The sequence below is a fragment of the Antarcticibacterium sp. 1MA-6-2 genome, from assembly GCF_021535135.1.
Classification (GTDB): domain Bacteria; phylum Bacteroidota; class Bacteroidia; order Flavobacteriales; family Flavobacteriaceae; genus Gillisia.
Genome location: NZ_CP091036.1, coordinates 1961082 through 1985765 on the forward strand (window position 1 = coordinate 1961082; position 24684 = coordinate 1985765).

Annotated in this window: 20 protein-coding genes, 1 tRNA gene and 9 pseudogenes; 10 read left to right on the plus strand and 20 right to left on the minus strand. The window is 37.9% G+C overall.

Translation table 11 applies throughout. The annotated features are described in order from the left end of the window. Window positions 1–103 precede the first annotated feature (103 nt). The 9 genes and pseudogenes from LZ575_RS09895 to LZ575_RS09930 form a co-directional block, all read right to left on the minus strand. Window positions 104–904 carry a cysteine peptidase family C39 domain-containing protein gene (locus LZ575_RS09895; protein WP_235330487.1) on the minus strand — a complete coding sequence of 267 codons (801 nt, stop codon included), beginning with the start codon at window positions 902–904 and terminating at the stop codon, window positions 104–106. A gap of 315 nt (window positions 905–1219) precedes the next feature. Further along, window positions 1220–2509, minus strand: a complete 1290-nt coding sequence (locus tag LZ575_RS09900; protein ID WP_235330488.1) for a site-specific integrase — start codon at window positions 2507–2509, stop codon at window positions 1220–1222. 211 nt (window positions 2510–2720) lie between these two features. Further along, a tRNA-Arg gene (locus LZ575_RS09905) sits at window positions 2721–2794 on the minus strand. A gap of 92 nt (window positions 2795–2886) precedes the next feature. Beyond that, window positions 2887–3165 carry an ATP-dependent Clp protease adaptor ClpS gene (locus LZ575_RS09910; protein ID WP_235330489.1) on the minus strand — a complete coding sequence of 93 codons (279 nt, stop codon included), beginning with the start codon at window positions 3163–3165 and terminating at the stop codon, window positions 2887–2889. Window positions 3166–3220: 55 nt separating this feature from the next. Further along, window positions 3221–4060 (minus strand): annotated as a pseudogene (prmA, locus tag LZ575_RS09915) (50S ribosomal protein L11 methyltransferase). Beyond that, window positions 4050–4816: pseudogene (gene tpiA / locus LZ575_RS09920) on the minus strand (triose-phosphate isomerase). Before tpiA ends, prmA begins: the two co-directional pseudogenes overlap by 11 nt. Before the next feature lie 178 nt (window positions 4817–4994). Further along, complete coding sequence (locus LZ575_RS23525) at window positions 4995–5582, minus strand: hypothetical protein (RefSeq protein WP_311196050.1); 588 nt, start codon at window positions 5580–5582, stop codon at window positions 4995–4997. A 47-nt stretch (window positions 5583–5629) separates the two neighbouring features. Continuing rightward, window positions 5630–6091, minus strand: a complete 462-nt coding sequence (locus LZ575_RS23530; protein WP_311196051.1) for a DoxX family protein — start codon at window positions 6089–6091, stop codon at window positions 5630–5632. A 9-nt stretch (window positions 6092–6100) separates the two neighbouring features. Next, window positions 6101–6646, minus strand: coding sequence for a DUF1599 domain-containing protein (locus tag LZ575_RS09930; protein WP_235330710.1), 546 nt, complete (start codon window positions 6644–6646; stop codon window positions 6101–6103). A gap of 178 nt (window positions 6647–6824) precedes the next feature. On the opposite strand from LZ575_RS09930, the pseudogene folP reads away from it, so the two are divergent. Both folP and LZ575_RS09940 read left to right on the plus strand, forming a co-directional pair. Further along, window positions 6825–7650 (plus strand): annotated as a pseudogene (gene folP / locus LZ575_RS09935) (dihydropteroate synthase). Window positions 7651–7686: 36 nt separating this feature from the next. Next, window positions 7687–8461: pseudogene (locus LZ575_RS09940) on the plus strand (diadenylate cyclase). On the opposite strand, the pseudogene LZ575_RS09945 reads toward LZ575_RS09940, so the two are convergent. Both LZ575_RS09945 and truA read right to left on the minus strand, forming a co-directional pair. Further along, window positions 8458–10225 (minus strand): annotated as a pseudogene (locus LZ575_RS09945) (ABC transporter ATP-binding protein). The pseudogenes LZ575_RS09940 and LZ575_RS09945 overlap by 4 nt on opposite strands. Then, a pseudogene (gene truA, locus LZ575_RS09950) lies at window positions 10226–10973 on the minus strand (tRNA pseudouridine(38-40) synthase TruA). It abuts the pseudogene before it with no gap. 145 nt (window positions 10974–11118) lie between these two features. On the opposite strand from truA, the gene LZ575_RS09955 reads away from it, so the two are divergent. Both LZ575_RS09955 and LZ575_RS09960 read left to right on the plus strand, forming a co-directional pair. Then, entirely contained in the window at window positions 11119–11625 is a 507-nt protein-coding gene (locus LZ575_RS09955) for a metallophosphoesterase (protein ID WP_235330490.1), read from the plus strand. A 100-nt stretch (window positions 11626–11725) separates the two neighbouring features. Beyond that, window positions 11726–12058, plus strand: a complete 333-nt coding sequence (locus tag LZ575_RS09960) for a hypothetical protein (protein ID WP_235330491.1) — start codon at window positions 11726–11728, stop codon at window positions 12056–12058. Window positions 12059–12143: 85 nt separating this feature from the next. Here LZ575_RS09960 and LZ575_RS09965 read toward each other — a convergent pair. Next, window positions 12144–12553: pseudogene (locus LZ575_RS09965) on the minus strand (DUF4293 domain-containing protein). Between the two features lie 198 nt (window positions 12554–12751). Here LZ575_RS09965 and rho point away from each other — a divergent pair. Further along, window positions 12752–14632 carry a transcription termination factor Rho gene (gene rho / locus LZ575_RS09970; protein WP_235330492.1) on the plus strand — a complete coding sequence of 627 codons (1881 nt, stop codon included), beginning with the start codon at window positions 12752–12754 and terminating at the stop codon, window positions 14630–14632. 89 nt (window positions 14633–14721) lie between these two features. Further along, on the plus strand, window positions 14722–15426 hold the full coding sequence (locus LZ575_RS09975; protein ID WP_235330493.1) for a hypothetical protein: 705 nt from the start codon (window positions 14722–14724) through the stop codon (window positions 15424–15426). Here LZ575_RS09975 and gldC read toward each other — a convergent pair whose 3' ends face one another. The 3 genes from gldC to LZ575_RS23540 are packed head-to-tail and all read right to left on the minus strand — an operon-like array spanning window position 15427 to window position 16726. Continuing rightward, on the minus strand, window positions 15427–15765 hold the full coding sequence (gldC, locus tag LZ575_RS09980; RefSeq protein WP_235330494.1) for a gliding motility protein GldC: 339 nt from the start codon (window positions 15763–15765) through the stop codon (window positions 15427–15429). Continuing rightward, entirely contained in the window at window positions 15765–16175 is a 411-nt protein-coding gene (locus LZ575_RS23535) for a hypothetical protein (protein WP_311196052.1), read from the minus strand. Before LZ575_RS23535 ends, gldC begins: the two co-directional genes overlap by 1 nt. Before the next feature lie 20 nt (window positions 16176–16195). Next, window positions 16196–16726 (minus strand): hypothetical protein, encoded by a 531-nt coding sequence (locus LZ575_RS23540; RefSeq protein ID WP_311196053.1) that lies wholly within the window; start codon window positions 16724–16726, stop codon window positions 16196–16198. A 106-nt stretch (window positions 16727–16832) separates the two neighbouring features. Between LZ575_RS23540 and nadE the strand changes: the two are divergent. Both nadE and LZ575_RS09995 read left to right on the plus strand, forming a co-directional pair. Beyond that, window positions 16833–17634, plus strand: a pseudogene (nadE, locus tag LZ575_RS09990) (NAD(+) synthase). Window positions 17635–17756: 122 nt separating this feature from the next. Beyond that, window positions 17757–18395: a response regulator transcription factor gene (locus tag LZ575_RS09995; protein ID WP_235330495.1), complete on the plus strand. Its 639-nt coding sequence runs from the start codon at window positions 17757–17759 to the stop codon at window positions 18393–18395. Here the strand turns inward: LZ575_RS09995 and dnaG are convergent. The 5 genes and pseudogenes from dnaG to LZ575_RS10015 form a co-directional block, all read right to left on the minus strand. Then, window positions 18388–20347 (minus strand): annotated as a pseudogene (gene dnaG / locus LZ575_RS10000) (DNA primase). The gene LZ575_RS09995 and the pseudogene dnaG sit on opposite strands and share 8 nt — an antisense overlap. Window positions 20348–20515: 168 nt before the next feature. Beyond that, window positions 20516–20752, minus strand: coding sequence for a hypothetical protein (locus LZ575_RS23545; protein ID WP_311196054.1), 237 nt, complete (start codon window positions 20750–20752; stop codon window positions 20516–20518). Further along, window positions 20745–21542 carry a hypothetical protein gene (locus LZ575_RS10005; protein WP_311196055.1) on the minus strand — a complete coding sequence of 266 codons (798 nt, stop codon included), beginning with the start codon at window positions 21540–21542 and terminating at the stop codon, window positions 20745–20747. The genes LZ575_RS23545 and LZ575_RS10005 overlap by 8 nt, the downstream gene beginning before the upstream one ends. A 94-nt stretch (window positions 21543–21636) precedes the next feature. Further along, on the minus strand, window positions 21637–22197 hold the full coding sequence (locus LZ575_RS10010) for a hypothetical protein (RefSeq protein WP_235330496.1): 561 nt from the start codon (window positions 22195–22197) through the stop codon (window positions 21637–21639). A 192-nt stretch (window positions 22198–22389) separates the two neighbouring features. Further along, on the minus strand, window positions 22390–22950 hold the full coding sequence (locus LZ575_RS10015; protein WP_235330497.1) for an RNA polymerase sigma factor: 561 nt from the start codon (window positions 22948–22950) through the stop codon (window positions 22390–22392). Window positions 22951–23188: 238 nt separating this feature from the next. Here LZ575_RS10015 and LZ575_RS10020 point away from each other — a divergent pair, with 238 nt between their 5' ends. Both LZ575_RS10020 and LZ575_RS10025 read left to right on the plus strand, forming a co-directional pair. After that, window positions 23189–24025, plus strand: coding sequence for an alpha/beta hydrolase (locus LZ575_RS10020; RefSeq protein ID WP_235330498.1), 837 nt, complete (start codon window positions 23189–23191; stop codon window positions 24023–24025). Between the two features lie 106 nt (window positions 24026–24131). After that, entirely contained in the window at window positions 24132–24659 is a 528-nt protein-coding gene (locus LZ575_RS10025; RefSeq protein ID WP_235330499.1) for a hypothetical protein, read from the plus strand. Window positions 24660–24684 lie beyond the last annotated feature (25 nt).

Consider the following 24684-nt stretch of genomic DNA (forward strand, 5'->3'; position numbering starts at 1 on the left):
CCGAATATTAAAATAGAAAAGATATCAAAAGGAATATTTAAGCCACGGCTTAGTTAGAAACTCTTCTATCCTTTGATGATCATAGATTCTTTGCATAAAATCACTAAATGTTTTTTGATTCAAAATATGCTAAAGGAAGGCTTAGTAGTTTTCCTAAAAAATCTGAAAGCATCTGAATATTTACTCGGGTACTTATATACAACAGGATCCAGTCTCTGATCACTTCTGATGCAGACCGGGTAAGAAACAAAAAGAACTGTGCTAATAATATAAGGTTGATGAAACCAAAATCTTCATAATTTATTCCATAGTCAACCAGGCTCTGCGTAAGAAATGGAAGCATTAACTGAATAGTGGCAGCAATTACTAAACCCAGGAATAGCTGGTTTATATATCCTTTATAAGGTTTTAGATAATCAAGAAGGAATGCAAGACTATTTTTCTTATCCATTTCCGGAGGTTCTTCGTCCAGGAAATGATTAGTGGGTTCTACAAGAAGAAGTACGCCATGTTCCTTCTCTGCCCCTGCCCATTTACTGATGAATTCACTATGACGGTATTTCAACTTGCCATAGGCCGGGTCGGAGACATAAATGAACTTGTGGTTAACCTTATAAATAATTATAAAATGATTCCCCTCCCAATGTGCAATAGCGGGAAGGGGAATTTCTGAAATTAATTCCTGAAAATTTACCTTGATCCCAACAGATTCTATTCCCAATTTGCTTAATGCTTCAGAAAGTCCTCCCAAAGAAGCACCATCTCTTTGTAGAAAGGAGATTTGTCTTAAATATTCAAGATCATATTTTTTTCCGAAGAATTCAGTGAGCATCTTTAAACAAGATGGCCCACAATCCATTTGATCCAGTTGGCGATAAACGGGAAAATCGATAGTCCTAAACATAACAAATGAAACTAATTACAGATAAATTTAATTTGGAATTGATTAGGTTCCATCTCAAATAATCGCTGATTTATAAATCACGTTCTTTTGGAATAGAAATAGGGGAATATCTTTTCCTATAATGTTTTCTATTATAAGATTTGTTTAATCGAGGATATCTTTAAACCTTCCAATCGATTGGGCAACAGAAATTTAAGAAATAAAATAATATGTTTAAGATATATTTTTATACTATAATATAAATTTTAAAAATCACTTAATGATAATAAAAAGGAGGCTAAACTATAAACTATTTTGCCTCCTTATGTTTGCTCTTTACGATGCAACATTTGGACTTTGAGTGGAATCTTCATCTTTTTTCTGTTTTAGAATTCCACGTAAAGCATTCATGTCCTGACTAATCTTATTTTCTAAAACTCTAGCATAAATTTGAGTTGTAGAAATTTTGGTATGTCCTAAGAGTTTAGAAACTGTTTCTATTGGTACACCATTACTTAAAGTAACCGTAGTTGCAAAGGTATGTCTGGCCATATGAAAGGTCAAATTCTTCTTTATTCCGCATAGAATAGCAACTTCTTTTAAGTAAACGTTTAATTTTTCATTCGTGATTTTAGGTAATAAGGTTCCTGAGACTAGGGTCATAGGATGATCTTCGTATTTCTTTATCAATTCTAAAACGGGATCTAATAAGGGTACTTTAATTGGTGTATTGGTTTTTTGCCTTTTCGAAATAATCCATTTATCCCCGTCAATTCCCATCGAAATATTATTTGCAGTAAGTTTTTTTATATCCACGTAGCTGATACCAGTGTAACAACTAAAAACAAACAAATCCCGAACGCGATCAAGCCTTTCTACTGGGAACTCATAAGTTTCTAGATTTGACAACTCGCCAACTGATAAAAATTCTCGATCTTTTTTCTCAAAAGTATTTTTCCATCGTCGAAAAGGGTCTTTATCTATCCATTCCATATTAAACGCTAGTGTAACCATTTTCCGCAAGCGCTGAATATGCTTCATAATAGTATTATGCCCCATAGCTTTTGGATGCCCTTTCGGATAGTATGAACTCAGAAAATCCTGGAAATCGCAGAGAAACTTATAATCCAATTCTCTTAAATAAACATCAGTTGTCTTTTTTTCTGTCTTTAAAAATTTAAAAATATAACCTTCAGTTATTTTGAAATTTTTAATAGTTCCTGGAGTTAAGGTATGTTCAATTTTTCTAGAATGGTAATCTATAAGATCCTGAAGTGATTTAGAGTTCTCATCTTCTCCTAGGTAAGCAGCTTTAATTAGCTGGGCACTAATTTTCTTACCCTTTAAATTCAATTCCTGATAACATTGGAAAATTCGGGATTTTGCAGAATCCAAATAATGATTTATTTGTTTAGCCTCTGAGGAAGTTCCCTTTACTTTCTTTTTGGAAGAATCCCATAAATCAAATGAAATTTTACGCTTTAAACTGACAAGGACCCTTCGTTGGTTAACAGTTATCCTGGCATAGATAATTCCCTGATTAACCTTTTCATTTGTGGGTTTCACCCAAAAATGTACTGAAAATGTGTTTTTAGTTCGCATTGCTGTCATCTTTAAATTAAACATTTAATATTCAGATGAAGTCAAATCAACAATACAAGTTCAAATATAAGCTTTTACCTTATATGTAACCTCAGGTTACATTTGAAAATTAAGGTAACCTTTTAGTTCTCATTATAATTTGAATACTATCAAATAAAATAAAAACCCAAAACCTAAAAAACCGCGCTAATCATAAGATTTGCGCGGTTTTGATAAGATTTGTTAATCTTAAGAGTGACCTTGCCAGGATTCAAACCTGGAACCTCCTGAGCCGTAATCAGGTGCGCTATTCAGTTGCGCCACAAGGCCTTTTTGCGGGTGCAAATATAAGTTTTATTTTAAATACAGAAAATATCTAAGACGCTTTTTTGCAAAAATATTAGAAGCCACTTCTCCCTGTCTTATCCTACAATTTCAGCACTTAATCCTGCATCGAGTAATTTGGAACATCTGGGTTTAAGATCGGGATATGCTCCCGTTTTTACAGTGCACTGCCCCTTGTAATGTACAAGTATAGAACACTGCTCCGCCTGCTCGGGAGTGTGCTCACAGGCAGCAATTAATGTTTCAATAACGTGATCAAAAGTGTTTACATCATCGTTATATAAAACAATCTCGTAATTCTTTTGCTTCTTGGTTTGGGTTTTTACCTCTTCCAACACTTCTTCTTTCGTGCTCATCTTCTGGTGTTTAGATATAAAATATAAACTACAAAGATATGAATTCTTAACAAAATCACTCCTTAGAAAAACTTAAAGCGACCCAATTTTCTCTCTCAAGTTGATCCAACAGCTCAAGATCATTCTCCTCACACTTCTCTACTATAACTGGAATATCTTCAGTATAAAATCCGCTTAAATAAAGCTTCCCTCCATTATTGAGAGATTGAGAATAGAGCGGAATCTGGTCCAGGAGAATGTTGCGGTTAATGTTCGCAATGATCCTGTCAAACTTCTTACCTTCCAGTAATTCAGCACCGCCTTCATAGACTTTGATAAGCTCGCAGCCGTTTCTCTCTACATTTTCAAGAGTATTCAGGTAGCACCAATTATCAATATCTATCGCTTCAATATCAGTTGCACCTTTCATTTCAGTAAGGATCGCCAGGACACTCAAGTTCCACAACCCATATCCAGTACTTTCTTTCCCGTCCATTCTTCCTTCAGTATAAACTGCAGCATCATATGAGTGGTTGCATGATGGCTAAGTACCAAAAGACATTTTAGGCTCTATGACGATATCATATTCGGTATCTGGTTTTTCGTGGAATGGTGCCCTTACTGAACATTTTTCGTCCACTATAATTGGGTTGAAATTCTTCTCCCATTCACTGTTCCAGTTAACCTGCTCAATTTCCTGGGTAGTATAACTTATTTGAAATTCCCCTGACTGCAGAATGTGGATACCTGCAAAAATTTCTTCATCAAATTCTTCTGAAGGAATATAGGCTGTTACCCCATCTTCATTTTCAACAAAACTTTCAAAACCAGCATACCCTAACTCTGCAATAAGAATTTCAGAAGCAGGTTGCAAGGGCTCAATCGTAAATTTATATTCCAGGTAATTAGTCGGCATTTTCAAATGAATTTACTATTGCAAGAAAGTCAATAGCTTTAAGGCTGGCTCCTCCTATTAACCCACCGTCTACATCTTCTTTTCCAAAGATCTCCCTGGCATTATCGGGCTTTACACTACCTCCATAAAGAATAGAAACAGCATCAGCAGTGGATTGATCGTATTTTTCAGCAATGATCTTTCTAATATAAGCATGAACTTCCTGAGCCTGATCCGGAGAGGCAGTTTCACTAGGTTCCAATTGCCCATACAGGTTCATAGGCTAAAATTACTTTGTCCCAATCTTCTTTTGGCAGGTGAAAAATTCCTTTCTCCAGTTGGTCCTTCACAACATCAAAATGTTTTTCAGCTTTACGTTCCTTTAGCTCTTCTCCAAAACAGAATATTACAGTCATGTCTGCCTCTATAGCCGCAGAAACTTTTTTTTGCTAAAATCTCGTCATTTTCGTGGAAATAGGCACGACGCTCGCTGTGACCAATAATCACTGTATTAACTCCTGTACTTTTCAACATTTGTGCAGAAACTTCCCCTGTAAAAGCTCCATTCTTTGCATAGTGCATATTTTGTGCTGCAACTTTAATGGGAGTGTCTTTAAGGGTTTGAAAGGTGTGGTACAAACTTGTAAAAGGAGGAGCCACGTAAACTTCTGCTGAAGGTTCCTTTACCAGTTGCATTTTTAAATGGTTGATAAGTTCTGAAGTTTCAGCAAGGTCATTGTTCATTTTCCAGTTTCCTGCAACTATGTTTTTTCTCATAATGTGGATTAATTTTGGTATTATTAGTATCATCCTGACTTCTCCGGAATCTCTTCCTGAAGAATCTAAAGTTGCCACAAAATTTCAGCAGCCCCCTTAACTACAAATATATTGATAACAGGCAGAAATAGGGTAGTGATTAACAGACTTCTTACAAATGCATAATTCTGTCCTACATCTACAGCCTGATCTTTTCAGAATCAAACCAATGAACTTTTTGAGTAATAGTCCCGTTTTCGAGGGTTAATATGCCGGGATTGGATCTCACAATTGTTTTAATTAGAGTTTCATCTGCCTGATAAAATTCGAAATTAAGGTTGTGTTTGTCTTTTATCTGTTCCTGTATTTCAGGACCTGAAGAGGTAAGCCCTATAACTCTATAACCTTTTTCCCTGGCTTCTTCAACCAGCAGTTGGATTGCGGGATAACCCTCAATTTCAGTATTGTATAAATTGTAAGCGACTATCAGCAATAATTTTTCAGCATTTAAAACCTCATCGGTAACATTTTCCCCGTTTTTTTCCAAAAGAAAATCGGGAATTGCAGGTTTTGCTCCTTCTTTAATTAATTTTGTCTCTACTCCTACAAATTCTCCTTCCACCTGTGGATAGGTACCCTGGTTTTTTATAACTACCTCTTCCCCATCCTGCTTAAACTTCCAGCGGTACTCATATTCTGCTTTAGGGGCACCCTCGGGAACCTGCATTTGTTCTTTGATATTGTTGCCTACTTTATATGCACGAAAATCTATAAGCGGTAAATGCATTAAAACATAATATGCAAAAAGGAAACACAGCATAAACGCCAGGAAAATTATCCAGCGATGGGATGCTTAGGTGCAAGAACAGGGGTAATTAGCTTTCGGTAAAAAAACAGGATCAAAATAAGAACCAGCAATACTAAATCCTTGTAAAATGATTCCCATGGAGTTAAAGGGATAGCATCGCCAAAACAGCCACAGTCCTTTACCTTTTCAAAGTAAGCTGAATAGAAGGTAAGAAAGGTAAAAAAGATGATCATTAACAGCAGGCTCCAAACCGTAAATTTAGGCAGGTACCCTATAAGTAACATGATTCCCAATACCAGCTCAAAGATAACCAGGACAATTGCTAACACCAGTGAGAAAGGAATGAGGAATTCCAGATTGAGCACCTGGGCGCTAAAATATTCCTGTAGCTTGTACGAGAATCCCAGTGGGTCGTTTAATTTAATAAAGCCGGAAATAATAAAAAGGATCCCTACCAGGATCCGGGCAATTCCTACTACTACTTTCATATAAAAAGATTAAGCTGCTGCTTCTTCCATAAGGATCATGGCAAAAACGGCGTAATTTATCATATCCTGGTAATTGGCATCAATACCTTCACTTACCAGTGTTTTTCCTTTATTGTCTTCAATTTGTTTTACACGCAGCAGCTTCTGGATAATCAAATCTGTAAGTGAACTTATTCTCATATCCCTCCAGGCTTCCCCGTAGTCATGATTTTTGTTCTCCATAAGCTCTTTTGTTTGTGCAATCTTTTGATCATACAATTCCAAAACCCGGTTTATTAAAAGATCCGGCTGATTTGCAACCCCTAATTCCAGTTGAATAAGAGCCATTACTGAATAATTGATGATCCCTATAAATTCAGGTTTTTCATCTTCGGCTATTTTCCTCACTTCATTCTCCTGCAAACTTCTAATACGTTGAGCTTTAATAAAGATTTGGTCTGTAAGAGATGGAAGTCTTAAGATCCTCCACGCGCTCCCGTAATCTTTCATCTTTTTCTCAAATAAATCACGACAAACTTCTATTACGGCATCGTACTGTTTTGGAGTATCCTTCATATAGGTAGTCAAATTTGCGTAAATTTCCGGTCACAAACACGGGAACTTAAAAAATTCCGGTTTATAAATTGAATATAATATTAAAATGAGGCAAGCCCCGCTAAAGAATCCTTTATCAGGGCTAAAGATAGCCAAAGTTAAACTTTTTGTCTAAAATTTAATCACATCCCAATTCATCATGAGAATAAATTGCAAGGGCCAGCTTATTGATCTCCGTAAACCTGTAGTAATGGGTATTCTTAATATTACTCCAGACTCCTTTTATTCCGAAAGCAGAAATTCCTCAATAGATAACCTTCTGAAAAATGCTGAAGTTATGCTGAAAGATGGTGCTACATTTTTAGATGTTGGAGGCTACAGCAGCAGGCCGGATGCCGTGGATATTTCAGCTGAAGAAGAAGCGCAAAGAGTCATTCCGGCAATAGAAGCTATTCTGAAAACTTTTCCTGAGGCACTAATTTCGGTAGATACGTTTCGTTCCGAAGTAGCTAAGTCAAAGTATTGAAGCAGGAGCTGCCATGATAAATGATATTTCAGTAAGCAATCTTGATGCTAAAATGATGCAGGTGGTAGCAAATCATCAGGTACCTTATATAATGATGCATATGAGAGGTACGCCTCAAACAATGAAGACTCTTAATGACTATAATGATTTGCCACAGGAGGTGATCTATTACTTTTCTGAAAAGGTTAAAGCCGCCCGTAGCCTTGGCATAAATGATCTCATAATAGATCCCGGGTTTGGATTTTCAAAAAACGCTGATCAAAATTTTAATCTTCTCTCACATATGGAACTACTACAGGTTCTGGATTTGCCCATCCTGGCGGGCCTATCAAGGAAATCAACCATTTACAAAACCCTGCATATCACTCCGGAAAAAGCATTGAACGGCACAACTGTTTTAAATACTGTTGCCCTACAAAAGGGAACGTCCATCCTGCGGGTGCACGATGTGAAAGAAGCGATGGAAGCTGTGGAATTGATCTCCAGAATAAAAAACTAATAGATATTTTTCTACATTTACACAAAGCCTTAAAATTTGGATTTTTTAAACCTGCGCATCCTCGATATTGTTGACATTGTATTTGTAGCACTACTGCTGTTCTACCTGTATAAACTGGTAAAAGGAACGGTTGCCGTCAATATTTTTGTTGGGATTGTAATTATATATCTCATTGGTAAACTCACCCAATTGCTGCAAATGGAAATGCTCAGCAGCGTTTTGGGAGAATTTATAGGGGTGGGAATGTTTGCTCTCATTGTGGTTTTTCAACAGGAGATAAGAAAATTTCTTCTTATGATAGGTTCCACGAACTTTACCCAACGCCGAAAGTTTTTCAGGCAATTAAGGTTTGTTAAAGACGACACCCAAATAGCTACCAATGTCAATGCTATTGTAGGAGCCTGTGAAGCTATGGGTCGCAACTTTACAGGAGCTCTAATTATCATTGAAAAAAGCATGGCCCTGGATTTCGTGAAAAATACCGGGGATAATATGAATATAGAACTTAACCAACCCATCATCGAATCCATATTCCACAAAAACGGACCCCTACATGATGGCGCAATGATCATTGAGGACAATAAAATAACTGCAACGAGAGTAATTTTACCAGTTTCCAACGACCGTACCATTCCTCTAAGATTTGGGCTTAGGCACCGTGCAGCTGTAGGAATTACTGAGAAAACTGATGCCCTCGCACTGGTAGTGAGTGAAGAAACTTAGCCAAATATCCTTTATTAAGGATGCGGAATTCGTGATTTTTGAAGATACTGAAGAGCTTATCGCAAAACTGAAAGAAGATCTTACCTAGACCGATTCTTCTGCCATAAACTGTACTTCGTATAGATTTTTGTAATACCCGTTTTGAAGTTTAAGCAACTCCTTATGAGTTCCCATTTCCACAATTTTTCCGGCATCCATCACGAGGATCTTATCTGCTTTTTTAATTGTTGCCAGCCTGTGCGCGATCACTATTGACGTTCGTCCTTCAGTAATCTTATCGGTCGCATCCTGGATCAATTGTTCGCTGTAAGAGTCTACCGAGGAAGTAGCCTCGTCCAAAACAAGAATACTGGGATTACTCACATAGGCCCGCAGGAAAGAAATAAGCTGCCGTTGACCCGAAGATAGCATTACTCCCCTCTCCTTTACATTATAATGGTAGCCATTCGGCAAACTGGAAATGAATTCGTGAACGCCAATCTCCTTTGCAGCACTTATCACATCTTCTTCAGTAACATTGGGATTGTGAAGGGTGATGTTGTTCAGGATTGTATCGGCGAAAAGAAAAACGTTCTGCAGGACCACAGCTATTTCAGCTCTTAAAGTTTTTAAGGTGATGTCTTTAATATCGATACCGTCAACCATAATTTTACCGCTGTTGATTTCATAGAACCTGTTGAGTAAATTAATTACAGTACTTTTTCCTGCCCCGGTAGCACCTACAATTGCTATGGTTTCTCCTTCATTGGCTTTGAAAGACACTCCTTTTAAAACTTCTTCAGCTTCATCATAACCAAACCGCACCTCTCGAAATTCTATCTCTCCTTTTAGATGGTCTATTTCAGTGGTTCCAACATCGGCAATACTTTCCTGAGTATCTAAAATTCCGAAGACCCTGTTTGCAGCGACCATACCCATTTGCAGAGTATTGAACTTATCAGCAATCTGCCTTAGAGGCCTAAAGAGCATTTGGGCAAGTTCAATGAACATTATTATAATACCAAGACTTAAAGCATCGCTTTCAACCACTCTTAAACCTCCATACCATACAATAAGACCTATGGTTATAGAAGTTGACATTTCTGCAATGGGAAAGAAAATCGAGTTGTACCACACGGTTCTTACCCACGCCTTTTTATGCTTGTTGTTTATCTCCCTAAAATTCTCATACTCTACCTTTTCTCTTGTGAAAAGCTGCACGATCTTCATTCCTGAAATTCGCTCCTGTACAAAAGTATTGAGATTGGCTACCTGATTTCTTACATCCTCAAAAGCGATCTTCATTTTTTTCTGAAAGACCCTGGTGGCATAAAGAATGAAAGGCATTACTGTTAGAACCAGTAAAGTGAGCTGCCAACTGTTATAGAACATGAAACCAAGAATGACCAGCATTTTCAAAAGATCACTGGCTATTACAAATAAACCTTCACTAAAAATACTGGCAATAGTTTCAATATCACTCACCGCACGGGTGACCAGCCTTCCCACCGCCGACTTATCGAAATACTTCATCTTAAACTGAAGCTATGTGCTGGAAAAGGTTCACCCTGAGATCCCTTATCACTTCCTGCCCAAGCCAGTTGGCATAATAAATAAACAGGAACTGGAATATTACTTCCAGGATAAGGGCCACAAACATTAATGTGATATAGTAAACAAGGTTTTCCCCATCCTGAGGAACTATAGAGTCATCTATGGTTATTTGTAGAAGGTATGGCCGTGCGACAGCAAAAAAGGATAATAAAATAGCAGCAACAGCCACAAAATAGAAGGTCCATTTGTATGGGTTGGTATATTTAAGCAACCTCCTGAAGAGGGTCATATCAAAAGCATTTCCTGTCCCTGTAGCCATTTATTTCTTTACGATCGATTCCGGGTATTCTATTCCTGTTAAAAATAATCCTTTTGCGGGAACTGAGGTTCCTGCATTTTGCCTGTCTCTGCTCTTAATAATAGTGTGTAATTCCTCCACCTTCATTTTACCCAGTCCAATTTCCAGTAAAGTTCCAACTATTGCTCTAACCATATTCCTCAGAAATCTGTCGGCAGTAATATTAAAAACAAGCCTGTCATTCTCCTCCTGCCAAACCGCAGTTCTAATCTCACAATTATAAGTTTTTACATCGGTTTTAGATTTAGAAAAACACTTAAAATCCTTATAATGTTTTAATATCTCTGCCGCCCGGTTCATCTCCTCTATGTCCAGTTCATTTTTCACATAATGAGCGGTTTCATAAAGAAACGGATCTTTATACTTTACAACCTGATATCTGTAGCTCCTGCTAACGGCATCAAACCGGGCATGTGCTTCTGCAGATACAGCAAAAACGCGGTAAATCGCTATATCTGCTAAGTAGAACAGAATTTAGTTTATATATAAAATTTTCTTTTTCTAATAATTCTTCAGTATCAAAATGAATGAAATATTGGGTTGCATGAACGCCTGTATCTGTTCGCCCCGCTCCAACTACAGGAGTTTCAGCCTGCAGGATAGTGTAAAGGGCGTTCTCCAGTTTTTCCTGAACCGTAATTGCATTCGGCTGCCGTTGCCATCCAAAATAAGCCTTCCCATTATAAGCCAGCTCCAAAAAATATCTCAATGTAAATTGATACTTTTATGTGATTAAAAGAATACCTGCAAAGATACATCAAACTTGATAACCCACAGCGGGATGTTCCGGGGAGATTGTTTAACACAGTTGAGAAAGACTATACAGCGCACTTTTAAACTGAAAAAGAATTAAAATGAAAAAGATACTATTGTTGAGTGACACGCATGGCTATATAGATGATCGCATTCTTCATTATGCGGGAGAAGCCGATGAAGTGTGGCATGCAGGAGACATTGGAGACATAGAAGTGGCAGAAAAGTTGAAACAGGTGAAGCCTTTTAAAGCTGTATACGGCAATATTGACGGACACGAAGTAAGAAAGGAATTTCCTTTAAACCAGCGGTTTTTATGCGAAGAATTAGATGTGTGGATTACTCATATTGGGGGATATCCTAATAAATATTCTCCCGCAGTCAAAGAGGAAATTAGGGCGAATACTCCCAACTTATTTATTTCTGGACATTCTCATATCTTAAAAGTGATGAACGACAAAAACCTGAAATTACTCCATATGAACCCCGGCGCAGCAGGCGTCTATGGTTTTCATAAAAAACGTACGATGTTGAGATTTAAAGTTAATGGAAAGGATATTACCGATCTGGAAGTAATTGAGTTGGGAGAAAAGGGGAAGAAGGTTTGAGGTCCTAAGGTTTGAAGTTTAAGGTTTAAAAGAGGCGAGAATCAAGAGGCAAGATTCAAGAGGCAAGAGAAGTTGGAAGTCGGAAGTTGGAAGATGGAAGATGGAAGTTGGAAGATGGAAGATGGAAGTCGGAAGTTGGAAGTTGGAAGTCGGAAGTTGGAAGTTGGATGTTGGAAGTCGGAAGTTGGAAGTCGGAAGTTGGAAGTTGGAAGTTGGAAGATGGAAGATGGAAGTTGGAAGCTGGAAGTCGGAAGTTGAAAGTCGGAAGTCGGAAGTCGGAAGTCGGAAGTTGGAAGTTGGAAGTTGGAAGTTGGAAGTTGGAAGTTGGGAGTTGGAAGTCGGAAGTCGGAAAATGGAAGATGGAGGTTTGGAAGTTAAAAAGGTAGTAAAATTTACCCCGTCCTGCGGACACTTCTCCAGAGGAGGGGAATGAAAACTCCCCCTTTGGGGGGAATAAAAAAAACCCAAAGCTTTCACTTTGGGTTTTCTACGCACTAATAACACTAAGATAATTAAGGCTATCGAAATCGGTCTGCAGATTTTACGAGATCTTCATCCTTTTTTATGGCCTTATTGGCCAGCACTAAAAAAACGATAGAAAGAACAGGAATAAACATCCCAATACCTTTCTCAGAGATTTGCATCTCTCCAGGTACAGTTAGCAACCAATACACGAAAACTCCTAGCAAAATAAAGTTTAATAATATATTGACCCGCCCCAGTACAAACTGAAGCTTTCTGTTTTTGAATAAAAATATTGTTACCAAAGATAACACGGCCGATCCCAAAAAAAGGGCGAGGGCCAAAAGAACATCTTCAACGTAAATAGCTGCCCGGCCTCATTGCTCCACAAAGAAACAAAAAATATTAGAACTCCACTTAAAAGAAAAGCAATTAATAAATATATAGTCTGGATTCGCTGGATCATAGTAAAACCACAATTTGGGCAACAAAAATAAGTGTTTCTTTTTATTTAAGGTGTTCAAAAATTTAAAATAATGTTGTATTATTGCAATAAGAATTCGTAACCAATTCAATGTAGGTTACTTAAGACTTCATTTTTTCTTCGATTCTTCATCGGGAATTTTACAACAAAACAACTACAAACTTATTCTCAATACAATTCATGTTTGAAATTTCAGAATTAAAAGCTAAGAAGCTGCCTGAGCTTCAGGATATTGCTAAATCTTTAAATGTACCCAAGTTTCGCACCCAAAAGAAATTGGACCTTGTGTATCAAATATTAGACTATCAGGCAGCAAACCCTAATAAGGTAAAAGAAGTTCTTAACGAGGAATCTTCTTCTGATTCTACTCCAAAAGAAACTACTGAAGAAAAAAGCAGTAAAGGAAAACCTGGAGCAGATAGAAGAGGTCAAAAAAAATCCACTTCTAACGATCTGCCTAAAAATGACGAGTCCAATAAAGGCTCCAGAGATAATAGCAAGACTGAAGATCCTTCCTCTTCTACCGAAAATGAACAGAAGGATAATCAAAAAGATTCTTCTTCAGATTCTCCTACTAAAAAAGGAGATGATTCTGCAAAAGATCAGCCTCGCAACAACAGGGACAACCGTAAGGACAATCGGGGAACATCTGATCAAAAAGATAACCGCAGAGAGAAATCAGATTCCGGTAAAGACTCAAACAGAGACAACAGAGGAAAATCTGATTCCAATAAAGATTCCGGAAAAGACAACCGCAATTCCCGGCAGGATTCTAATAAAGATTCCAGAGGAAATAAACACGATAAAGATTCCCGCAACAATAAACCTACTGACGGGAATAAAGATAATCGCAACAGTAACAAACAGCAACAACAACAGGATAACGGCAACAAAAACAACGGTAACCGCGACAACCGTAACAGGTACCGCGAACCCGATTATGAATTTGACGCTATAATAGAAAGTGAAGGAGTGCTGGACATCATGCAGGATAACTACGGTTTCCTTAGATCTTCAGATTACAACTACCTCTCTTCTCCTGATGATATATATGTTTCCCAGTCACAAATTCGTCTTTTCGGATTAAAAACCGGAGATACTGTATTAGGACAAATACGTCCGCCGAAAGAAGGTGAAAAATATTTTCCTCTTATTAAGATCGTAAAAATTAATGGTCTGGACCCACAGGTGGTAAGAGATCGTATTTCTTTTGAGCACTTAACTCCCCTCTTCCCTAAAGAAAAATTTAATATTGCTGATAGACAAAGCACCATCTCCACCCGGGTAATGGACCTGTTTTCTCCAATAGGAAAAGGACAAAGAGGAATGATAGTTTCCCAACCTAAAACGGGTAAAACAATGTTGCTGAAGGATATTGCCAATGCAATTGCGGCAAACCATCCTGAAGTTTACCAGATTATATTACTTATTGATGAACGTCCTGAAGAGGTGACAGATATGCAACGCCACGTGAAAGGCGAAGTAGTTGCTTCTACCTTTGACCGGGAAGCTCACGAGCACGTTCGGGTTGCAAATATTGTTCTTGAAAAAGCAAAGAGAATGGTAGAATGCGGGCACGATGTAGTAATTCTTTTGGATTCTATTACACGGCTTGCCAGAGCATATAACACTGTACAACCTGCCAGCGGTAAGGTGTTGAGTGGTGGTGTTGATGCCAATGCGCTTCACAAACCCAAACGTTTCTTTGGAGCAGCGAGAAATATTGAAGGAGGAGGATCACTTTCAATTATCGCAACCGCACTTACTGATACAGGTTCAAAAATGGACGAAGTTATCTTTGAAGAATTTAAAGGTACCAGTAACATGGAACTTCAATTGGATAGAAAAATCGCTAACCGTAGAATTTTCCCTGCGATTGACCTTACTTCCTCAAGTACAAGACGCGATGACCTTCTTCTTGATGAAGCAACTCTACAAAGAATGTGGGTGATGAGAAAGTATCTTGCCGATATGAATCCTGTTGAGGCAATGGAATTCATCAATGAAAGATTTAAACAAACGAAGAACAACGAAGAATTCCTGATCTCTATGAACGGGTAAATTTCTTCGGAATAAATTCATACAAATCCGGCTGCCAAAACAGCCGGATTTTTTTATATTAAGATTTTAAACTCATCCCCCACTCCTTTATGAAGTATTTTTTCTTTTTAACCATAAGCATTTTAATAGTCTCATGTTCCTCACAACAGGATCTCGGTACACGAGTACTTCATCAAAAACCGAAAATTTATCTTGACGAATACGGAAATAAATTAAAAGAAAATGAATTTCAGGAAAGGTGGAGGAACAAGGAAAACAACCTCACAAGATGGGACTACGGCACCAGTGACAGTGGCAGAGTAGCTAAATTGGTAGGTCCAATTTATTCCAGGCATTTCGCCACATACTCCGACTTAAAGGAAAAGTTACAAATCCTTACTGGCAGAAACTTTCCAGATGATGCTACTTTTCTTTTAGACTACACCTACAAAGATGACCTGTGCTCTGAATCCTTTCCTAACAATTGGAACAAAGCCCAGATAAAGCGAAGAAAGTCTTTTACTTCCGAATGGAAAACTTCTATCGAAAAAGAATACGACAATGTTATAGTATTTCACTTTTTTGAAGAAGGAATTCCTCTTAAAAATGATATTGCTTCGCCTGATGAATACTACTTCCAGGACCTAAAAAACTTTCTTAAAAGCAATATGTTCCTAACTCCAAGTCTTTGTGGTTCCATTGCTCTAATTAAACCTGGCGGGCAGATTTTAGTAAGGAATGGTGAATACCCTACAGAGTTTATGGCTCAACATTTACGTCCTGAAAACTGGAAGCTATTTTTTCCTCAGGAATAACTACTTCTTTATAAGTTCCATCTTTTCTGCAAAGTAATCGCAGAAGTCCTTCATGGTAGCCGTCATTTTTTCATCTTGTGTTGCGCGATTAAAAGTGTCACTCATTGCAACTAGAGTTTGGTGAAAAAACTTTTTCATTTCATCTACAGGCATGTCCTTCGTCCATAGATCAATACGCAAAGTCTCTTTCGCATTGCTGTCCCACATTGATAGCAACATTGCTTTTGCTTCCTCTTTATATACATCTCCATCTTCTGCACTCCAAAACAATGCCTCAGGCACTCGATTCTCATCCAGTAAAACTTCTATATTGATTTCCGATTTTTTGAATTCTGCCATTATTTCCTCGGTTTATAATTTGATTGTTTAAATATTTCTTCTGCAGGGGCATTTAAAATTTTCTGCAAGTCAGCACCCGTGCGGTCTTTATACTGCCTTAGCATTTGACATCCTATATAATGCCCCAGCATTGCGGGGGTTTCATTGTCCAGTTCCAGGTAAAATTTTGAAAAAGGTGCAGGGAATAAAAATCTTGACTGCAGTTCGGTATCATTGCTGAAAAGCAACTCTCTCTCTACAAAGTATCTCCATACCTGCTCTTCATTTTCTTTCGCCCATTGAATCTCTTCGGAAGTGTATCCAATTTTCTCAGAATCATCTACTTCCGGCAACCACAAGTCTTTAAGGTAGAGAATTTTTCCGTAGTAGATCATATGCTCCAAAAACATCCTGGATTGTGGTTTGGGCACAAATTTTTCAGCATATTCACCTAAGCAACATCGGGAAGGATTTGATTTCTTTGAAAATTCTTTTTGAGATATTCCTGTATGCCAATATAAAACCCATGATCTTCTCCCAGGTAGGTGTCCAGAGAGATAAATAAATAAGGCTCGGCCAATAATACCTTGTTTCTGTAATCTACTTCTGAAGTAAGAGTAATCACTGTAGGAGGTTGAAACTGCGGAAAATAATATTCTATATGCTGAAACAGGCTGTGAAGTTTATCTTCTTCAGCTGAAAAATCGGGAAATTCTTTTCCCACTTCCGTATTTAACTCCTGCTGAATGGTATCGTTTATCCGGGCAATCCAAATGCTATCAGAAAATCTTTCAGGAAATAAAAAAGGGTACTTTTGTTTTAAAGCTGGAAATTCCTGCGGACTAACATCTGCAAATTCTCTATCAAACCTAATAACATCAAATTCCACGTTTATCTTCTCTATTTCCTTTTCTACTTTAGACTCTTCATTACAGGAAATAAGCAGGACAGCAAGAACAAAATATAATAGTTTCCTATTCATTAGAATTTATTGTGAAGCCTTTAACGCAGGGCACTTTTATTAATTATCTATTCATGCTAAATTTGTTTGCAAAGGTATTACTTACAAATTGAAACACCCAAACAATATGCAAACGGAAAAAGTAGTAAACCACATAGTGGACTGGTTAAAAGAATATGCAACCAATTCCAATACTAATGGCTTTGTTCTTGGAATAAGTGGTGGAATTGATTCTGCTGTTGTTTCTGCACTTTGTGCCAAAACAGGTATGAGAACATTATGCGTTGAAATGCCCATACACCAGCAGGCAAGCCAGGTTTCCAGAGCAGAAAAACATATTCAATTTTTAAAAGAGCATTTCGCAAATGTGAGTAACCTGGTAGTTGATCTCACTCCTGTTTTTGAGGAGTTCAAAACAGCGGCACCACAAGCTTCTGAAAGCCCGAACCTGGACCTTTCCCTTGCTAATACCCGGGCCCGGTTGCGTATGACCACCCTCTATTATTTCGCCGGATTACATGGCTATTTGGTAGCTAGGTACAGGAAATAAAGTTGAGGATTTTGGTGTAGGATTTTTCACCAAATACGGAGATGGCGGAGTGGACCTTAGCCCCATTGCAGATTTGATGAAGAGTGAGGTTTATGAAATAGCACGTTACCTTAAATTAAATCCTGAGATTATTGAGGCAAAACCTACCGATGGACTCTTTGAAGATAGCCCCAGCGATGAGGAACAAATGGGCGCCAGCTATGATGAACTGGAATGGGCTATGAGAGTAAGTGAAGAGGGTAAAGTATTATCTGATTTTGAAGGAAGAAAAGCTGAAGTTTTTAAAATATATAAGAGCCGCCATTCCGCTAATTTGCATAAAATAAATCCGATTCCTGTTTGTAAAATACCCGTTCATCTTAAAAAGGAAGCCTTTTAACGAATATTTCCTACGAGCATTAGAATTGCAGTTTTTATCATTTAATTTAGGTTATTCAATTTACTAACCATACTAAATTGCATTGCCCTACCTACTGTGATTTTTAGTGTTAATGAGGCTTTATGAGTACAATACTATTAGCAGACCACCATCCAATTACGAGAGTGGGCATCACTTCTTTATTGAGTCAAAATGACGATCTTGAGGTAATAGGCAATGTTACCAGCGCACAGGAACTTTTCAAATTTCTTAAAAATAAAATTCCCGATGTACTGGTAATGGAAATCGATCTTCCGGAAATCAATGGGATAACAGCCTTGCGTACGATAAAAACGCAATTCCCCGGCACTAAAATGCTTATTTTTAGTTGTCATCCCGAGGAAATGTATGCCATAAGCGCAATAAAAGCAGGAGCCTCCGGCTACCTTTCAAAAACGGTCTCTACAGAAAATCTTCAACAGGCTATACAACAGGTCGCCCGCGGTGGAATTTACCTGAACAAGAATATTACCGAGAAAATTAACTCAGGCGTTTCTCACGGCAATGGGCTAATTTCTAAATTCAAAAAACTTTCTACCAGGGAAGCTGAAGTTTTAAATATGCTTGCTACAGGTAAGAGAAATAAAGAAATAGCTGAGGCTTTGGATATAAATGAAAAAACTGTGAGCACCTATAAAACAAGGTTACTTAAAAAATTAAAGGTAGATAACCTGGCTGACCTAATTCACCAGACCAGACTGCTGCAGTTACGTACTACATAACCCTGTTAAGTTTATTGGAAAGGATCTTTTTAAGATTCAGGTAATCCATGATATCCTCGATCGTTTGTTTCGAATCTTCCTCTTCTTTCTCTTTTATTTCACGGGAAAGTTCGTCAATTTTTTTGCTTATCAAAAAGCGTCGTAAAGCAAGGATAGTTTCACTCACGAGTCGGGAGATAGTTACATCTTTAGATTTCACCATGATGTTCATCCTGTCCCATTCGTGTAATCTGTACTGCTCCTCTTCCATAAGCAAAGTCGTTACTTCGGCAGCGAGTTCCGGCTCCAGCTGGTTTACAAACTTATCCATGCTCACCTCTCCCTCCTCATTTAACTAAGCTGATGATCCTGTTATACAATTCCCTGAAATTGTCATTGGTAAACGCTACCTCATCTTCCTGAAGATCCAGGAAAATTTTCTCAAAAACCTTTGCCTTTTGTACTTCCGGCTCAAGTACCAGTTCTCCTTTTTCGTTTTCCTTAAGCACAAGATCTTCAAATTCTTCTTCTGCAGTGCCGTAGAGCATTAGGATACTTATGATCTTACGTTCTAATATAAAAAGCTCATCCACCCTTGGCGTAGCAGGAGCAGTATCCCTCACTACATCCATTGTTTTTTTACCGGAAGGTTTTGATGGAGCAGATTTTCCTTCTTTTGCAAGGATCTGGGACAGGGTCGAGAATAATACATCTTCAGAAATGTCCATTATCCTGGAGCATTCCTGGATATATACTTCCTGTTGGATCTGGTTTGGGATCTTCGCAATACTAGAGACCATATCGTGGATGAGATTCGCTCTTTTTACAGGATCATTCTTGGCGTCCTGATATAAGAGAGACGCTTTGAACTCTATAAAATCCTTGGAGTTTTCCTGCAGATATTCCTGAAGTTCAAGAGTGGAATTTTTTCTTGCAAAGCTATCGGGATCTTCGCCATCTGGAAATACACATACCTTCACATTCATCCCCTGCTCCAGAATGAGATCAATTCCTCTGATAGAAGCTCTCATTCCTGCCGCATCCCCGTCAAAAAGAACAGTAATATTCTTCGTGAGCCTGTTTATAAGCCGGATCTGTTCAGAAGTAAGGGAAGTTCCCGAGGAAGAAACAACATTCTCTATTCCGCTTTGGTGAAATTGAATAACATCAGTATATCCTTCAACCATATAGCAATTATCTTCTTTGGCAATAGCTTGTTTTGCGTAGTAGATTCCGTAGAGAACTTTGCTCTTATGGTAAATTTCGCTTTCCGGTGAGTTTAAGTATTTGGCCGCTTTCTTGTCATTTGTTAAGATCCTTCCGCCGAAACCAAGAACACGGCCAGACATTGAATGTATTGGAAACATTACTCTGCCTTTGAAACGATCAAACTGCTTTTCGCCCTTTACAATTGTAAGACCTGTTTTTTCCAGATACTCCAGTTGATAACCCTTGCCAAGCGCTTCTTTTGTAAAAGCATCCCAATCATCGAGGCAATACCCAAGGCCAAATTTATCTATAGTCTCTGCTGTAAATCCTCTTTCCTTAAAATAACTCAAGCCAATAGCCTTTCCCTGCTCTGTCTTCAACAAGGTTTTTTGAAAATATTTACTGGCGAATTCAGATACGAGGTACATACTTTCCTTCTCATCTGCCTGCTGTTTTTGCTCGTCGCTTTGCTCTGTTTCCTCTATTTCAATATTATATCTTTTAGCGAGGTATTTAATAGCTTCGGGATAGGTAAAATGTTCATGCTCCATAAGAAAGGCCACCACATTCCCTCCTTTTCCACTTGAAAAATCTTTCCAGATTTGCTTTATAGGAGATACCATAAAGCTGGGAGTACGTTCCTCAGTAAAAGGACTGAGACCCTTAAGGTTAGTACCTGATCTTTTCAACTGAACAAAATCGCCAAGCACCTCCTCTACCCTTGCGGTTTCAAAGACCTGGTCTATGGTGTTTTTAGAAATCAAAATCTTGTGGAATATTAAAGAGAATCAAATGTAGTGATAAAAAAAAGAGGACAATTTCCAATGAATGAAAACTATCCTCTTCAACAACTTAGCAGATTGTTATAATATTAATATCAAAACCTGCGCCATAGTTGCCGGGTGGTTTTGAAGTTTTATTATAAATCCCTTCTAATCAAGATCGAACCTAAGCCCCAGAGAAACATTATTCAACTCCACATTAGGTTCGTCAAAAAGGGGATTTAGATCATATTTTGCATACAAGGTTGTATCTCCCCAGCCAATGTAAGCGCTCAATCCATAAATTATATCGTTAGTATTGTAATCTCCTTTGAGTTTGCGCTTCACCTTCTCACCGTCGTCTTTATATTTCAGCTTTTGTCTTTCTCCGATATTTAAGCTAAGCATACCCCCCAAGTCCTATCCTGAATTTATCTTCTGAAGAAAACCATCTTCCCCAATCTGTTTTTTCACTATAGGAAGGACCAAATTCGAAATGTAAAGGAAATACCAGATTGTCCATTCTAAATTTAGATTTATCAAGTTCCAGCGGATATTCCTCAAGCACTGTAAGATCTTCATTTTCTACAAAATATCGGTTATCTGTAGGTTTCAATCCATTGAACTGAAACGAAATCCCGTATCTAAGCCTTAGCCAATTTGAGTTATTAAAGACTCTTGTTCTCCAGGCAACTCCCAGTTCAAAAAACCTACTTCCTCCAAGCTGAAAATCAGAATCATCAAGAGACACACCTTCCTGGATGACATTATTAAGACCTGCAGCTATGACTAATTGAGAGCTTGTGCGGTTACCGCTGTGGCGGTAGCGGTCTTTTTTCTTTCCCCAGCTAAAGTGTGTACTTTCTTCTCTACTCTTAAAATTTCCGTCTTCATTTATTGAAAGCCACTCTATTTCATTTTCAATGATTGCCAGCCTGTTCTCTATATTTAAGGCGTGTTTTTTTGCTGCCTCTTCTTTTAAGCGTGTAGCTTCATCTGTAGAAATTTCACGTGCCTCGAGGCGGGTGTTTATGCTTTCCACCTCTTTTTTAAGAGCAGCTTTTTCTTCTGCTATGACCTGCTCTCTTTTCTCCTGGAGTTTAATTATTTCCTGGGGAACTTCTGTTTCCTGCGCCTGTACTAGCTGCATTCCCAGGCTCATAATAAAAATACTAAGGTAAATGGTAATTGTTTTCATTTGATTCGATTTTTTTTGTCCGGTCCCTGCCCCCGATGAGAGGCAGGTGCAAGACAGGTTGATGATTAATTTTGATTAATGATTATTATTGATTTTAAAAATTCCTGTTGGCAACTGCTGTTCTGGCTTTTAAATAACCTTCTTTAAGAATATCAAAGACTTTCTCCCGGAAACCCTGCTCCAGGTCCATTTCTACCTCCATTAAAAGCGCGGTGGCATCTACATTGCGTGAAAAGCTTTCCCTTTCCCGCTGCAAACTTATTTCAGCCGCAGCCTTGTAGAGCAGGGCATCCACTTCAGCTTCTGTCATGTCTCCATGAGAATTTACTTCTGAAGAAACTTCAGCTATAACTTCTTCTAATCGCTGCGGAAGAATTTCAGTTTCAGCAGTAGATATTTCCTTTTTTACTTCTTTCTGAATCTCTACATCTTCTATGGCAGCTATTTGTTCTTCACTATTCTTAGAAACAACCGGAGCAGTATTCGATTTTTCAGTTTTTTTAGTCGGTGGCTCATTAACTTCTTCAGCGGCTATTTGATCAAGATTGGAATTATTAATAACCTCCTTATTCTCTTTTATTTCTAAAGCATTGTCTTCATTTTCTTGTTCTAAAAATTCTACTGAGCGTATCCACAACTGCAGGTGTGTTCTCAATACTGTTATTATTAAATACAAGGCTTAGGAGCAATATCCCCGCAGCAAAAGAAGCTGCGATTCCTGCAATCCAATAGTAAGATTTGGATTTCTTATCCTCCTTTTCCAGGCGCTCATTAAGTTTATTCCAGGCATCGGCCGAAGGTTTAATTTCCCTGTCTTTTAACTGCTAAGCCTATTTGTTCTTCAAATTTATGTTGTTCCATAACCTTCAAATTTTGTTGAAAGCTGTTCCTGTAATATTTTCCTCGCTTTAAATAGCTGAGATTTAGAGGTGCCTTCTGTTATTCCAAGTATTTCGGCTATTTCGTTATGTTTATATCCTTCTACTGCAAACATTACGAACACCAGCCTGTATCCTTCCGGTAACGCATCTATTAGCTGCTGTATCTCTTCTACATCCATTTTTGACTGGATATCATTTGAACTACCGGAATAGGTTTCTAAACCATCATCTTTAAAATCCAGTGTTTTTCTGCTCCTTAAAAAAGAAATAGACTCTCTTATCATAATTCTTCTTATCCAGCCTTCAAAACTTCCCTCATGTTTAAAATCCTTCAAATGAGAGAAAACTTTAAAAAATCCGTTGAGCATAACTTCTTCTGCGTGATGAAGATCTTTAATATACATCCTGCACACACTTAACATCTTTCCCGAATACATTTCGTACAATCGCTGTTGAGATGCCCGGTTATTATTTATAGCCCTGGCGATCAACTGAGATTCGTTTTTAAAAAGATGAATGACTTTCACAAAAAGTTCTTTAGACCTTCTACTTACATAGACGCGTGAAATTTACAAAAGGTTGCCCCGCTAAAATTTTTTTTCTGAAATTTTTCCCTTTCCCATACTTTTTCACCGAGTTCTCTCATCTATAAAGTAATATTTTCTCAAAATAAGGATGGCCTTTACATGATCCGCAGAACTTTAGCGGCAGGTGTTTCAGAAAAAAAGTGAAAAGCCGTATCTTTAAGAACCAAACATTTTATTGATGCATAAGTACCTCCTGTATTGTTCTATCTTTCTTTTTTCCTTTGCCACACAGGCACAGGAGCGATTTGTAAATAATCTTTTTAAAGTAGGTCCTGCTACTACAGAAACTTATGCAACTAAAGATGGCGAGGCTCTGCAACTGGACGTTTACCAGCCTTTAAAAGACGAAGCAGCATCCCGGCCTCTCATCATCTTCATGCACGGCGGGGGCTTTGCAGGAGGTACCCGTACCAATGAAGGAGAAGTAAATTTTGCCAAAGCCGCAGCACAAAAAGGTTATGTAGCGGTTTCAATCTCTTATCGCCTCACCCGTAAAGGAGAATCTTTTAGTTGTGATTATGAAGCTGAAGGAAAAATAAAAACTTTCCGGTTGGCTGCTGAAGATTTTATGGACGCAGTCCATTTTATGCTGAAGAACAAAGAGAAGTACAAAATTGATACTTCTAACGTAATTGTAGGCGGAAGCAGCGCAGGAGCCGAAGCTGTTTTAATTGCTGTTTATAATGAACGCCTGATGTTTCCTGATCTTAAAAAATATGACAATGTTCACTTTGCCGGGGTGTTTTCCCTTGCAGGTGCTATTGTTGATGCCCGTTATATAACCGAAGAAAATGCAGTACCGGGAGTCTTTTTTCACGGGACTGAAGACAATTTGGTACCATACGCAACAGGACCACACCATTGGTGTGACAGGGACCAACCCGGATATTTATTTTTAGATGGTTCCAGGACAATTACCCAAAGGCTGAAGGAGCTTGATACTTCCTACCTGTTATTTAGCTTTGAAGGTGGGAAACATGAACATTCCGGAATGCTTAGTAAAATATTTTACTGAAATTTTTGATTTTTTTAGCGTCGCTTTCCTCGACCGCGAAAAACTTCAGGTAGAAGTAATGAAATAATTTTCTAACAATGTATTCATCGAAATAGAGAACTTGCCTGTGAGAAGTAATTTCATTAAAAAATACATTAATGATTCATTACCTTTAGATTATACTTATATTAAAGTGCAGGAAGTTAATATTAAATCTTTATTAGGAGAAAACATTTATAAGGCATCTTTCTTGGGTTCTGCCGCAAACGAGTTAGATGATAACAGCTATTTAATATCAGATCCCAAAATTCTGTTTTTAGGTATGTCTCTTTATCATATTGGTATCCGTACATATTCCGGCAAATTAATTAAGTCGATACTTCTAACTTTTCAGGTACCCAATAAACTTCTTTTTTACAGAAAGATGATCGATACATATGGTGAGGATTATGAAGTAATGATAAGAGATAAGATAATATCTAAAACTGCGATTTCCTACAAGGTAGATGAATTTAACCAATTACTTCAAAGGAGAGAAATCTCTTTAAAACCTGGCACTATTGAGGATCCTGATATTGCATTTATAAAATGGCAAAAAGAGGAGTGCATTATAGAATATATTCCAGAAAGAGGATTAAACTTTAAAAAGGAGTAATGCATTTTATTCCTTAATACTACCT